Here is a 13,140-nt window from a genome sequence, read left to right as displayed (position 1 = left end):
ACGCGCCTCGACCTCGCAGTCCAGCGCGTTAACCAAGTTCAGGCAAGTCGAGCGTCTCGATCAGGGACTGGCGCGCGGCGCGCACTGTGCGCGCTAGCGCGTCGCTGCCCAGATCGGCGGGATCGATCTGCTCGGGCCAAGCTGCGGCAATTGCCTTTTCCATCCGTTCCGCCTTCGCGTCGTCGAGGAGGAAGCGCGAATCGACCGTCGCCGGATCGGCCACGACGCGCAGCCGCAGGCACGCGGGCCCGCCGCCGTTGGCCATCGACTGGCGCACGTCGACCGGGATCACTTGCCGGATCGGCCCATTGCCCGCGAGCATCGCCTCGCACCATGACCATACCGCGTCGCTCTCGCGGCATTCTTCGGGCACCACCAGCGCCATTTCGCCGCCCGGCAACGTAACCAGTTGGGCATTGAACAGATAGGTGCGAATGGCTTCTGCAAGGCTGACGGCGCTCGCGGCAACCTCGACCATCTCGAGCGCGGGAAACTTCGCCCGGATCGCTTCGTACGCCCCGGCCTGATCGGCGAAAGCCTCGGCATGGGTGAACAGCACGCGCTCGTTGGCGACCGCGACGACGTCGTTGTGGAACGCGCCCGCCGCGATCGCCGCGGGATTCTGTTCGATGAACACCGTGCGATCGGGATCGAGGCCATGCAGGCGCGCCACCGCGCGGCTGGCCTGCTCGTGCTGGCGCGCGGGGAATTTGCCGCCTGGGCGGCCATAGACGAACACCTCCACGCCCGCCGTGCCGTGCCCTTCGCACAGCCGCATATGGTTCGCCGCGCCTTCGTCGCCGAAGCTGCCGGGCACAGCATCGTGGACCGCGAAATGCGCGCTGTCGGCGAAGGCGAGGTCGAGCTGACGCTTCGTTTCCGGCCATTCCTGCGCACGGTGGAGCATCGTGGAAAGGTTTGCCGGGGTCAGGTGGCAGCGGCCATCGGCGGTGTCGGGGGCGGGGCTGACGGTGGCCGCATTGGCCGTCCACATCGAACTGGCCGACCATGCCGCGGCGAGCAGCGCGCGGTCGGTGGCGTTGTCCACCGCAAGCCGCGTCAACAGTGCGTGGTTCGGGCGCGGAAGGGGCAGCAGGCAGCCCTGCGCGAGCCCGCGCGCCATGTTGCCGCGCATCTTGGCGAGCCCCTGCAACGCCGCCGCGCGCGGATACGAGGGATCGCCTCCGTGGTTGGCGCTGGCGATATTGCCGAGGCTGAGGCCTGCATAGTTGTGGCTCGGGCCGACGATACCGTCGAAGTTGATCTCGGTGAGGCTCATTCCGGCATCACCGTGCCACGCTCCACACCTCGTCGCCGGGGGCGAGCTTCAGGGCCTGCGCTGCGGTGTCGTCGATCGCGATGGTGCCTTCGGGCGTGATCTCACGCATGCCGTAAGCCGCGCGGAACGTGTCGAGTTCGCCGGTGGCGAGAATGGCGCGTTCGCCGTAGTCGAGATCGCACCGCTCGATACGATGCGGAGTGGCGTCTTCGACGCTCTTCACCCGATCGGTGCGGGCCGTCATCGTCGGCCCGCCGTCGAAGATGTCGAGATAGCCTTCGTAGGCGAAGCCTTCGTTCTCCAGCATCTTCATCGCCGCGCGGCCAGAAGGATGCGGCATGCCGATCACCCCGCGCGCGTGATCGTCCAGCATGGCGACGTAAACCGGATGCTTGGGCATCAGGTCCGCGATGAACTGGTTGCCGTGGATCGCGTTGAAATAGTCGGCTTCCTGAAAGCTCATCCCGAAGAACCGGCCCGCGACCCCGTCCCAGAACGGCGAACCGCCGCGCTCGTCGATGATGCCGCGCAACTCGGCCAGGATACGGTCTGCGAAGCGCAGGCGGTGCATCGCCACGAACAGGTAGCGGCTGCGCGCCAGCAGCAGGCCGAGCCCACCCGCGCGCTGGCCGGGATGGAGGAACAGCCCGCCGACTTCGCTGCACCCTTCCAGATCGGTGACGAGGCTGAGCAGTTCGGCGCGCACCGTGCGGTCGAGTTCCTGCGAATGCTGGGTCAGCGTGGTCAGCCGATAGGAATAGAACGGCCATTGCTGGCCCACCTGGGTCATCAGCTGGCAGGTTCCGCGCACCTCGCCGGTGGCGGTGTTTTCCAGCACGAGCAAGAAGAGATCGTCGCCCAGTTCGTCCTCGCGCCGGGCGAACGACTTGGCGGTGCGATCGAGCTTGGCGCTAAGCGCATCGCGGTCGGGCGGCAGGTTGGTGAACCCGCCGCCGGTGAGCTTGGCCATTTCGTAGATCGGTTCGAGGTCGTCGGTGCGCGCGGCGCGCAGGGCGAAAGTCAAAGGGGGTCTCCGGATGCGAGCTTTCGCAGCACCAGCGCGCTCAGGGCGGCACGCTCGGCGAGCGAGGATACGATGAGGAATTCGTCGGGCGAATGGATCGCGCCGCCGCGCACACCCATGGTATCGACCACCGGAACGCCGGTGGCGGCGATATTGTTGCCGTCGCACACCCCGCCGGTCGATTTCCAGCCGATCTCCTGCCCGAGCGAAGCGCCGCAATCCCGCACGAGATCGAACAGCTTCTGCGCGCGGCGGTCGACCGGCTTGGGCGGGCGGGTGATCCCGCCGTGGCGGTGGATCGACACCTCGTGTGCCTGCTGGACCTCGCCGATCAGTGTGGCAAGGCCCGCTTCGAACGCCTGCGCCGCGTCGGGGCTCTTGGGGCGGATGTTGAAGCGCAGCACGGCATGGTCGGGCACCACGTTGTTGGCCGAGCCGCCCTCGATCTTGGCGGGGTTGACTGGGCATTCGGCATTCTGAAGGCGTTTGAGACCCATCGTCAGCGCCGCCGCCGCGACGATCGCGTTGCGTCCGTCCTCGGGGTTGCGGCCTGCGTGGGCGGACTTGCCGGTCACGGTAAGTGAATAGTTGCCGCTGCCGCCGCGCGCATGGGCGAGTGTGCCGTCGGGCAGGGCGGAGGGTTCGTAGGTCAGCGCGGCGTACTTGCCCTGCGCGAGCCGCTCGATCAGCGGGGCCGAGGCGAGGCTGCCGGTTTCCTCGTCCGAATTTATCATCACGTCGTAGCCGAGCCGGTCGGCATCCCCGCTTGCCTCGAACACCTTGAGGGCGTGGAGGATCACCGCGATGCCGCCCTTCATGTCGGCGAGGCCTGGGCCGTTCAGCGTGTCGTCGTCCATCCAGCGCTGTTCCTGAAACGGGTGATCGGCGGGAAACACCGTGTCCATGTGGCCGGTCAGCAGCAGGCGGCGCGGGGCGTCGGGGCGCACGCGCAGGACCATGTGGCGGCCGAATTGCCGCTCGACCTCGTTGCCGGCTGCGTCGATCGCGGTGACGGGGGCGGGATCGACGAATTCGATCTCCCCCGGCAGCGCGGCGAAGGCCTCGGCCAGCGCGTCGGCCTGACGGGCGAGGCCTTCGAGATTGGCGGTACCGGTGTTGATCGCGCTCCACGCCTGCACCTGTTCCAGCATGGTCTGGCGGTCGATCGCCTCTGCGGCGGCGGCGCTGTCGGTTTCCGGTTTCATCGGTAACCGGCTCTAGCGGGGCGCGGCGCGCTGTCCAACCCCGTTGCAATCCGCGGCGCGCTTGGCCATAGGCCGGAACGTCCTCCTCCCCGGGACGCTGCTGGAATTGCACGAGTTTGGAGGACGAATGACCGATACTGTCGAACGCGCCGCATTACAGGTTCACGCCGCACTGGCTGAACTGCTCGAGCGCGAGGTACTGCCCGTGCTCGGCCGCGACACCGATGCGTTTTGGCGCGGATTCGCGGCGCTGCTGGCCGAGTTCGCCCCACGCAACCGCGCCTTGCTGGCGAAACGCGAAGATTTGCAGACGAAGATTGACGCTTGGCACAAGGAGCGGCGCGGGCAACCGCACGACGCCGTGGCCTATCGCGCGTTCCTGAGCGAGATCGGCTATCTGGTGCCCGAGCCCGCGCCGTTCGTGATCGGCACGCGGAACGTCGATCCCGAGATCGCGACGATGGCAGGGCCACAGCTGGTGGTGCCGGTGCTCAACGCGCGGTTCCTGCTCAATGCCGCGAACGCGCGCTGGGGCAGCCTCTACGATGCGCTCTACGGCACCGACGCGCTCGACGCGCCGCCTGCGAGCCCCGGCGGCTACGATCCGGCGCGCGGTGCGGCGGTGATCGCGCGGGCCAAGGCGTTTCTCGACGAAACGGTGCCGCTGGCCAGCGGAAGCTGGGCGGACCTGAACGATCTTTCCGGCCCGCCCGATCTCGCCGATCCGGCGCAATATGCCGGCCGGACCGAGCGCGGTCCGTTACTGGCGAGCAACGGTCTGCATATCGAAATTGTGGTCGATCCCGACCATCCGGTGGGCAAGGGCGATCCCGCGCATATCGCCGATGTCGTGCTCGAAGCCGCGCTGACGACGATCTGCGATTGCGAGGATTCGGTCGCGGCGGTCGATGGCGAGGACAAGGCGCTTGCCTACCGCAACTGGCTGGGCGTGATCCGCGGCGATCTGAAGGAGACGTTCGAGAAGGGCGGCCACCGCCTGACCCGCGCTCTCGCGGCGGACAAGCGCTACACCGCGCCCGACGGCAGCGAGAACGCGTTGCCAGGCCGTAGCCTGCTGTTCGTGCGCAACGTCGGCCACCTGATGACCAATCCGGCGATCGTGCTCGCGGACGGCTCGGAGGTGCCCGAAGGGATCATGGACGCGGTGTTCACAGCCGCGATCGGCGCGCTCGATGTGGAGGGGCACGCGCGGCTCGGCAATTCACGCGCCGGTTCGATCTACATCGTGAAGCCCAAGATGCACGGGCCGGAGGAATGCGCCTTCACCAACGATCTGTTCGACGCGGTCGAGGACCTGCTCGGTCTGCCGCGCCACACGATCAAGGTCGGCGTGATGGACGAGGAGCGCCGCACCAGCGCCAATCTCGCCGCCTGCATCCACGCCGTGAAGGACCGGATCGTGTTCATCAACACTGGCTTCCTCGACCGCACGGGGGACGAGATCCACACTGCGATGCAGGCCGGGCCGATGGTCCGCAAGGGTGCTATGAAATCCGCCGCCTGGCTCGATGCCTACGAGAAGCGCAACGTCGCGATCGGGCTGGCCTGCGGGCTGTCGGGCAAGGCGCAGATCGGCAAGGGCATGTGGGCCGCGCCCGACCGCATGGCGGAGATGATGGAGGCCAAGATCGGCCACCTTAAGGCGGGCGCCAACACCGCCTGGGTGCCGAGCCCGACCGCCGCGACGCTCCACGCGCTGCACTACCACACGCTCGACGTGTTCGCGCGGCAGCGTGAACTGGGCGAAGCGCCGGGGCTCGATGCGCTGCTGACGATTCCGCTGGCGGAGGGCACGAACTGGTCCGACGCCGAAGTGCGCGAGGAACTCGACAACAACGCGCAGGGGCTGCTCGGTTACGTCGTGCGCTGGATCGACGCGGGCGTCGGCTGCTCGAAGGTGCCCGACATCCACGACGTCGGCCTGATGGAAGACCGCGCGACGCTGCGCATCTCCAGCCAGCATCTGGCCAACTGGCTGCTCCACGGCATCTGCACCGGGGAGCAGGTCATGGATTCCCTGCGCCGCATGGCCGCCAAGGTGGACGGGCAGAACGCGGGCGATCCCGGCTACGTTCGCCTGACGGACAACGAGGACGGACCGGCCTTCCGCGCGGCGAGGGATCTGGTTTTCGAGGGCGTGGCCCAGCCGAGTGGTTACACCGAACCCTTGCTGCACCGCTGGCGGCAGGCGGCAAAGGCGAGCTGAGGTCAGTCCAAGGCCCGCGCCACCGCGACGAACTCCGCCACGCTCAGAGTTTCCGCGCGTCGCTGTGGATCGATTCCCACCGTCTCCAGTGCGGCGAGGGCGCCGGGCAGGCCCTTGAGGCTCTGGCGCAGCATTTTGCGGCGCTGGCCGAAGGCAGCTTCGGTCACGCGTTCTAGCGTGCGCGCGGACACGCTTTCGGGCATGGCGGCGGGTTCGAGGTGGACCACCGCGCTCATCACCTTGGGCGGCGGAGTGAAGGCGCTGTGGTGGACCTTCATCGCGAGGCGCGCCGCGCTGCGCCACTGGGCGAGCACCGCGAGGCGGCCGTAGGCGCCGGTGCCGGCCTGTGTGACCACGCGCTGCGCGACCTCGAGCTGGAACATCAGCGTCAGGCTGGTCCAGCGCGGTGGCCAGTGTTCGCCACCCAGCCAGCGCACCAGCAGCGCGGTGCCGACGTTGTACGGCAGGTTGGCGACCACCGCGTAAGGCTCGCCCATCGTCGCGTCGTGATCGAGCTTCATCGCGTCGCCCTCGATCACGCGCAGCCTGCCGGGATAGGCGGCTTCGAGCTCGGCGAGGGCAGGGAGGCAGCGGCGGTCCATCTCGATCGCGGTCACCCGCGCACCCGCCGCGAGCAGCGCGCGCGTCAGCCCGCCGGGACCGGGGCCGATCTCGAGCACCGCCCGATCGGTGAGGTCGCCCGGGATCGCCGCGATCCGGTCGAGCAACTGCCCGTCGAACAGGAAATTCTGCCCCAGCGCCTTCGACGCGCTGAGGCCGTGGCGCGCGATCACCTCGCGCAAGGGGGGCAAGTCGGGATTCATCTTGCTCCCCTAGCGTGTTATCGCGCGCGAGGCGAAGCAATCCATGGGCCGGACGGCGCGGCGGTCACAGCCGGTGCCGTGCCCGTCGTGCAGCGCATTCGCCGGCCATGCGGATCGCGGTGATCGTGGCGCCGGGATCGGCGAGGTTCTGTCCCGCGATGTCGAACGCGGTGCCGTGGTCTGGGCTGGTGCGGACCACCGGCAGGCCGAGCGTGACGTTCACCCCTTCGTCGAAATCGAGCGCTTTCAACGGAATCAGCGCTTGGTCGTGGTACATGCATAGCGCTGCGTCGTAGCGCGCGCGGGCGCGGGGGGTGAACATCGCGTCCGCGGGGTGCGGGCCGGTGGCGTCGATCCCTTCGTCACGAAGAATCGCCACAGCAGGCGCGATCGTCTGCGCTTCCTCGCTGCCGAAGCGACCGTCCTCGCCCGCGTGCGGATTGAGCCCGGCAAGCGCGAGGCGCGGCTGCGAGAGGCCGAAATCGCGCTCCAGCGCGGCGGCGGCGATGCGCGCGCGGCGCACGATCAGCTCGGTGGTCAGCAGACGCGGCACGTCGGCCAGCGCGACATGGACGGTGAGCGGCATGGCGCGCAACCGCGGTCCGGCGAGCATCATCACCGCGTCCTGCGCCGCGATGCCGCAGGCGGCGGCGACATATTCGGTCTGCCCCGGATGATCGAAGCCGACCTCGGCCAGCCGCGCCTTGGCGATCGGCGCGGTAACGATGGCCGCGGCATCGTGGGTGACCGCGAGGCGCGTTGCCGCCTCGAGCGAGGCGAGGGCGAGCGCGGCTCCCTCGCGGCACGGGGCGCCGGGTGTCCATTCGCCGTCGGCATCGCCGAGCACCGGAAGCGCCCGATGCCAGAACGCCGCCGCCTCGCGAATATCGGAAATTGCCGCGACCGGCAGATCGATCCCGCGCGATCGGGCTGCGGCGCGCAATACGCCAGCGCCGCCTGCCACGACGAACGGCGGCAGCGATTCGGCTTCGCGCCGGGCCCATGCTTCGGCGACCAGTTCGGGGCCCACTCCCGCCGGATCGCCGAGCGACAGGACGAGCGGCGACATCGGGGGCTGCGGCGCAGCCGTCAGTTGTACTCGATATAGGCGTCGTTGCGCAGATCGCGCAGATAGCGCTGGGCGCGCTTGCCAATCCGGTCGTCCTCGATCTGGTTCATGATCTGATCGAAATCGACCCCGGTCGCGCCGGGCGGATCGTCGCGCCCGCACAGCAGCAGCACGCGCACCCCGTCTTCCATCGAGCCGAACGGCGGCGTGGATTGGCCTACCTGGAGCCCGAGGACGGTCTGCTGCAACTGTTCGGGCAACTGTGCGACGCGCATCCCGCTGTTCTGCACCACCTGGCCGTCGATCTCCTCGGCGACACGCTCGGCATCGCCGCAACCGCGCATGCCCTGGATCGCGGTGTTGAAGGCCTGCACCCGGGCGTTCGCGTCAGCCTCGGTGGCATTCGGCGCGAAGGAAATCGAGATCTGCTTGAGGTCGAGCACTGCCTGCCTCGGATCGGGCATGCCGACCTGGCGCTTGTCGATCAGATAGAGGATCTCGTAGCCGCCGGGAATCTCGAACGGGCCGACGAGTTGCCCGGGCTGCATCTCGCGCGCCACCGAGGCCATTTCGGTGGGCAGCGTGTCGAGCCGGACGAAGCCGAGGTCGCCGCGCGAAGCGGCGGTCGAAGCGTCGGAGAATTGGCGTGCATAGACCGAGAAGTCCGCGCCGCGCTGGAGCTGTTCGACGATCCGCTGCGCGTTCTGCCGCACCGCTTCGCGGTTTTCGGGAGTAGTGGCGAGGAAGATTTCGCCGAGCCGGTATTCCTCGGTCCCGCGATCGGCTTCGAGCTGCGCGATCACGTCGTTCACCTCTTCCTGCGAGACGTTGATGAACGGCGCAACATTGCGGCCGAGCAGCCGCTGCCAAGCAATCTGGCCTTCGATCTGGCGCTTGAGCGAGGCAGGCGACGAGCCCATCGCGACCAGTGCGGCGTCCATCCCGTCGGTGGTCTGGCCGTTGCTCTGAGCGATCTCGGCATAGCGCGACTGGATCTCGGGGGCCGTCACCACCATTTCCTGCGCGGCAGCGGCCTGAATCTGGAGGATTTCATCGACCAGGTTGCGCAGAATCTGCATCCGCGCGGCCTGTGTTTCCTCGGGCGAGAGTTCCGTGGTGGACAGCAGCAGCGCCATGCGCTGGTTGATGTCGGTCTCGGTAATGATCGCGCCGTTGACGACCGCCGTGGCAGTGCTCACGTTGGGATCGGCATCGCCCATCAGCACGACGTCCTCGGGGATGTCGAGCGCATTGGCGGGCGCTGCGGACTGCGCCTGAAGCGCGACCGGCAAAGCGGCGAGCCCGAGCGCGGCCGCGAACGTGGAGGCGCCGGCGAGCAGCCTGGAAAACTTGAATTCGATCACGTGCAAATCCCATCCACGGCGCTCTCCCGAGCGCCTGCGTTCCGCCCCGCCAGTGGCCGCGAGCGGCTTAACCGAAGCTGAGTGAGCGGCCGGATAGCGCAGATGCGCCGCGCTGCCAATCCGTGGTCCTAACGGAACCCCAGGTTGCGGAGCGCGAAATAGACCTGGAAGGTGTCGCCGCGTTGCGCATCGCCCTGGTCGGTGTAGTCGCGCCGCCAAGTCACTCCGAATTCGAGACAGTCGTCCTCGTAGGCGACGCCGAGCCGGGTGCGGATCGGATCGAACCCGTCCGAGCTCAACGTCGGGTCCTCGTTGCGATCGGTCAGGTTGACCACGCCCGCGCCGAACACCGACCAGTACCGCGCGAAAGCGACTCGCGTGGCGACGCGCACTTCCTCGCGATCCTGCAAATCCTCGATCCCTGCGGCGATATCGCGGTCGAGCCGCAGGTAGCCGACTTCGGCGTAAGTGCGCTTGCTGCCGACGGTTGCGTCGAGCTCGTTGCGGCGCACCGCGAAGTTGTCCTTGTCGAGCCGGAAGCGGTGCGTGAACTTGACGAAGTCGCGGAAGCGCACCTCGGTCCGCCCGACCACGTCCGAGACGCGCTCGCTCAGACCGGTGCCGTCGATGAACACGCTCGGGTCCTTGTCGAAGCGGTAGGACTGGCCGACCGTGGTGCGGATGCGCCAGTCGGGTATCTGCAGCTCCCAGTCGAACCCGTAGGTCACCCGCGCACCGTCTTCCACGCGGTCGTAGCCGGGGAAGCGGTTGAGCGAGAACAGGTTCGAATCCTCCAGATCGAAAGCGCGCGAATCCTCGTTGGGCACGGCGAGATTGCGGATCGGCGGGCTGGCGGCGAACTGGACGCGCGGCGTGAAGATCTGGGTTCCGCCGAACGCTTCGCCGGCGAACGGCCATTCAACGTCGACCGCGGCCACCGCGATGCCGCGCGTTTCCCACCCTGGATTGCCGCGATAGACCGCGGTCGAGGTCAGCCCGTTTTCGTCGCTATGATAGACGTCGCCACGCACCATGCCAGTCAGCGTGACGACCTGGCCTAGCGTGGTGATGCGCTTCAGATCCCACGTCGCGCCGGCGAAGGCGCGCTGCGTGTCCTGCCCTTCGTCGCGCACGATGTTGAGCGAATTGAGCTGAAGTTCGAGCTTGCCGCCGATACCCAGCGGTGCATCGAGCTGGCGGCGATAGTCGATCACGGGCAGCGCGACCGGCACTTGGCCCTGCGGCGCGCCGATACGTAGCGTCTGCGTCGCCCAGCCGGCGATCGAAAGATACGAGTTGTCGTCGATCCGCTCGAGCTCGAACATCGAGCGCAGGCGGTCGTCGCGGCTGATGTCGTAACGGCGCAGGAAGGTGCGGTCGCTAGCGAGGCGGAGCGAGCCGGTGAAGCTCCAGTTCGGACCGAACTGGAACTTGCCGTTCGCGAACAGGTAGCCGCGCGGATCGCTTTCGGAAATCGGGGTGCCGGTGAGGTCGGAGATGCGGCTGCTCTGCGTCGCGTAACCGGTGATCTGATAGGCGCCCCGGTCGGTCAGGTGGCGCCACTGGCCCGACACCATCGGCGGCGCTTCGGTGAAGATGTGCGCGCCGAGCGTCAGGTCCTTGTTCTGACCAAGGCGCCAGTAATAACTGCCGCTCACTTCCACGCCGTTCGATTCGGAAACCCGCAGGTCGGGCACGAGGAAACCCGAGACCGCCTTGCCGTCGGTGCGGACGGAAAGGCCGGGCAGCGGCAGCAGCCGCAGGCCGAAGATCTCCAGATAGGCGCCGGTGAAGCGCACGCGGTTGTCTGCCGGATCGTAGACCACACGGTCGGCAGTGACGCGCCAGCTCGGATCCTTGGGGCAGCCCTCGGCGTCGGTCACTGCGCAAGCGGTGTAGGCTGCGCTGGTGAGGATCACCGTCCCGTTTTCGCCGCGCTGGCCCTCGCGTGCGGCGAGCCGACCGCCTTCGCGCAACGCCAGCAGCAGGTCTTCCATCGCACCCGCCTCGAACTCGTCGGTCAGCTCGATCCGCTGGGTGTAGAGCTGGTTGCCCTCCTCGTCGACGAAGCGGACGTTGCCGCTGCCCACGATCTGTCCGGTGGCCCGATTCCACACGACCTCGTCGGCGCGGACCGAGCGATCGGCGCTGCGCAGCACCACATTGCCTGTGGCGGTGACGGTCTCGCCGTTGGAATCGTAGCTCAGGCCGTCCGCCTCGAAGGCGATCTCGTCGTCGCTGGTCGGCGCGGCGGGCATCTCGCTCTCGTCGAGCGGGGGCAGCTGCGTGGTGAGGAGGTCGTCCTCTTCGCCGTCGCCCGTTCTTTCTTCGGGCTCGTCGCGGGCAGGAGCGTCGGTGGTCACATCCGGGCCGGCGACCGGCTCGCCGGGCTGATCGCGATCGGCGCCGATCGCAGCGTCGCCATCCTGCGCGAACGCGGCGGCAGGAAGGAGCGCGAGCGCAAGCGCGATACCGCCCGCGCCGGCCATCAAGCATATCTTTGGCCAGCCTGCCTTGGGCAAGCGGCGGAGTTCGGCTTGCGGCGCGATCGGCGAAGCGGGGAGCATTGCTTGCCTATCGCACCGGTCGGGCCTAATCGCAATCGCCATCGCATCCTCCCCCGGTCGGCCTTTCACGCACCTGTGGCCCGTCGGCATCAGACCCAGTTTCCGGAGATTTCATGAAGATTGAATTTGCCCCCACGCTACCCGTCGGATCGCACCTGCTCGCGCAGATCGCGAACAAGGACACGCTGCCCGGCGATCTGGAAAAGGCGCTCGGCGAAGGCGCGGCGAGCGCGCGCTTCAAGGGCGGGGCGGGGCAGATCTTCGAGGGCTTCGCGGAGCGCGACGGCGCGGTGGTCCGGCTCGCGCTGGCCGGTGCGGGAGCGCCCGATGCGGATGGGCGCAGCGCCAATCTGGAAAAGGCGGGGGCCGCGCTCGCCGCGAAATACCTCACCTCGGGCGAAAAGACGCTGGCGATCGACTTTTCTGATGGCGCGCTGTCTGCGGAAGACGTCGCCTCGGTTCTGCTGGGCGTGCGGCTGCGCGCATGGCGGCACGATGCCTATCGCACGAAGCTGAAGGACGAGCAGAAGCGCTCGCTCGAAACCGTCATCGCAGTCGGTGCGCCCGATGGCGCGGAAACTGCCTGGACGGTCGCGGCCGCGCTGGCCGACGGGGTCGAGTTCACCCGCCAGCTCGTGACCGAACCGCCGAACAAGGTGTTCCCGATCAGCTTCGTCGACATGTGCCGCGAGGAATTCGACGGCACCGGCGCGGAACTGATCGTGCTGGATGAAGACGCGATGGAAAAGCTCAGCATGGGCGCGCTGCTCGGCGTCGGGCAGGGCTCCGCGCAGCCGTCGCGCCTGCTGGCGATCAAGTGGGATGGCGGCGGCAGCGAAGCGCCGACCGTGTTCGTGGGCAAGGGCGTCACTTTCGACACCGGCGGCATCTCGCTCAAGCCCGGCGCGGGCATGGACGAGATGAAGTGGGACATGGGCGGCGCGGGCGCGGTCGCGGGCGGGATGCTCGCGCTCGCGCGGCGCAAGGCGAAGGCCAACGTGATCGGTGTGGTCGGGCTGGTCGAGAACATGCCCGACGGCAACGCGATCCGCCCCGGCGACGTGCTGACCTCGATGTCCGGCCAGACGATCGAGGTGCTCAACACCGATGCCGAAGGGCGGCTGGTGCTGTGCGACGCGCTGCACTGGGCGCAGACCGAGTTCGCGCCCAAGCGGATCGTCGATTTCGCCACGCTGACGGGCGCGATGCTGATCTCGCTCGGGCATGAATACGCGGGTGTATTCTCCAACGACGACGCGCTGGCGAACGACCTGCTGGCCGCCGGTACGCAAAGCGGCGACAAGCTGTGGCGGCTGCCGCTCGGCCCTGCCTACGACAAGCTGATCGACAGCCAGATCGCGGACGTGAAGAACGTTGGGCCGCGCCCTGCCGGATCGATCACCGCGGCGCAGTTCCTCCAGCGCTTCATCCACGACGGCGTGGCCTGGGCGCACTGCGACGTGGCGGGCATGGTCTGGTCGGACAAGCCCGGCGCGACGTGGGAGAAGGGGGCGACCGGATATGGCGCGCGCCTGATCGACCGCTTCGTGCGCGATACGCTGGAAGGCTGAGCGCGGGCGG

The 13,140-nt window shown here is 68.2% G+C and carries 9 protein-coding genes; 2 read left to right on the top strand and 7 right to left on the bottom strand.

All coding sequences use genetic code 11. The features are described from left to right. Nucleotides 1-28 precede the first annotated feature (28 nt). Genes ACE3QC_RS05565 through ACE3QC_RS05555 form a run of 3 tightly spaced genes read right to left on the bottom strand, consistent with a single transcriptional unit; the run spans nt 29 to nt 3,508 of the window. Nucleotides 29-1,279: an N-succinylarginine dihydrolase gene (locus ACE3QC_RS05565; RefSeq protein ID WP_374406109.1), complete on the bottom strand. Its 1,251-nt coding sequence runs from the start codon at nt 1,277-1,279 to the stop codon at nt 29-31. Nucleotides 1,280-1,286: 7 nt separating this feature from the next. Then, nucleotides 1,287-2,303, bottom strand: coding sequence for an arginine N-succinyltransferase (locus ACE3QC_RS05560; RefSeq protein WP_374406108.1), 1,017 nt, complete (start codon nt 2,301-2,303; stop codon nt 1,287-1,289). After that, nucleotides 2,300-3,508 (bottom strand): hydrolase, encoded by a 1,209-nt coding sequence (locus ACE3QC_RS05555; RefSeq protein WP_374406107.1) that lies wholly within the window; start codon nt 3,506-3,508, stop codon nt 2,300-2,302. Before ACE3QC_RS05555 ends, ACE3QC_RS05560 begins: the two co-directional genes overlap by 4 nt. A 127-nt stretch (nt 3,509-3,635) precedes the next feature. Here ACE3QC_RS05555 and ACE3QC_RS05550 point away from each other — a divergent pair, with 127 nt between their 5' ends. Continuing rightward, nucleotides 3,636-5,735: a malate synthase G gene (locus ACE3QC_RS05550; RefSeq protein WP_374406106.1), complete on the top strand. Its 2,100-nt coding sequence runs from the start codon at nt 3,636-3,638 to the stop codon at nt 5,733-5,735. A 2-nt stretch (nt 5,736-5,737) separates the two neighbouring features. On the opposite strand, the gene rsmA is transcribed toward ACE3QC_RS05550, so the two are convergent. From rsmA to ACE3QC_RS05530, 4 genes are all read right to left on the bottom strand, one after another. Then, complete coding sequence (gene rsmA, locus ACE3QC_RS05545; RefSeq protein WP_374406105.1) at nt 5,738-6,559, bottom strand: 16S rRNA (adenine(1518)-N(6)/adenine(1519)-N(6))-dimethyltransferase RsmA; 822 nt, start codon at nt 6,557-6,559, stop codon at nt 5,738-5,740. A gap of 64 nt (nt 6,560-6,623) precedes the next feature. Next, nucleotides 6,624-7,628 (bottom strand): 4-hydroxythreonine-4-phosphate dehydrogenase PdxA, encoded by a 1,005-nt coding sequence (gene pdxA / locus ACE3QC_RS05540; protein WP_374406104.1) that lies wholly within the window; start codon nt 7,626-7,628, stop codon nt 6,624-6,626. Nucleotides 7,629-7,648: 20 nt separating this feature from the next. Further along, a complete protein-coding gene (locus tag ACE3QC_RS05535; protein WP_374406103.1) occupies nt 7,649-8,992 on the bottom strand; it encodes a peptidylprolyl isomerase in 1,344 nt (447 codons plus the stop codon). Between the two features lie 128 nt (nt 8,993-9,120). Further along, a complete protein-coding gene (locus tag ACE3QC_RS05530) occupies nt 9,121-11,481 on the bottom strand; it encodes an LPS-assembly protein LptD (protein ID WP_374406102.1) in 2,361 nt (786 codons plus the stop codon). A 191-nt stretch (nt 11,482-11,672) separates the two neighbouring features. Here ACE3QC_RS05530 and ACE3QC_RS05525 point away from each other — a divergent pair, with 191 nt between their 5' ends. Continuing rightward, nucleotides 11,673-13,130 (top strand): leucyl aminopeptidase, encoded by a 1,458-nt coding sequence (locus ACE3QC_RS05525; RefSeq protein WP_374406101.1) that lies wholly within the window; start codon nt 11,673-11,675, stop codon nt 13,128-13,130. Nucleotides 13,131-13,140 lie beyond the last annotated feature (10 nt).

This window comes from Pelagerythrobacter sp. (assembly GCF_041912895.1).
In the GTDB taxonomy this organism is placed as follows: domain Bacteria; phylum Pseudomonadota; class Alphaproteobacteria; order Sphingomonadales; family Sphingomonadaceae; genus Pelagerythrobacter.
The sequence above is the reverse complement of the archived record's forward strand: the minus strand, read 5'-3'. Positions and strand labels throughout refer to the sequence as shown.

Excerpts from the sequence above, each read along its gene's own strand:
- ACE3QC_RS05530 (WP_374406102.1), bottom strand. The coding sequence starts at position 11,481 with ATGGCCGGCGCGGGCGGTATCGCGCTTGCGCTCGCGCTCCTTCCTGCC.
- pdxA (WP_374406104.1), bottom strand. The coding sequence starts at position 7,628 with ATGTCGCCGCTCGTCCTGTCGCTCGGCGATCCGGCGGGAGTGGGCCCC.
- ACE3QC_RS05525 (WP_374406101.1), top strand. The coding sequence starts at position 11,673 with ATGAAGATTGAATTTGCCCCCACGCTACCCGTCGGATCGCACCTGCTC.
- rsmA (WP_374406105.1), bottom strand. The coding sequence starts at position 6,559 with ATGAATCCCGACTTGCCCCCCTTGCGCGAGGTGATCGCGCGCCACGGC.
- ACE3QC_RS05555 (WP_374406107.1), bottom strand. The coding sequence starts at position 3,508 with ATGAAACCGGAAACCGACAGCGCCGCCGCCGCAGAGGCGATCGACCGC.
- ACE3QC_RS05550 (WP_374406106.1), top strand. The coding sequence starts at position 3,636 with ATGACCGATACTGTCGAACGCGCCGCATTACAGGTTCACGCCGCACTG.
- ACE3QC_RS05565 (WP_374406109.1), bottom strand. The coding sequence starts at position 1,279 with ATGAGCCTCACCGAGATCAACTTCGACGGTATCGTCGGCCCGAGCCAC.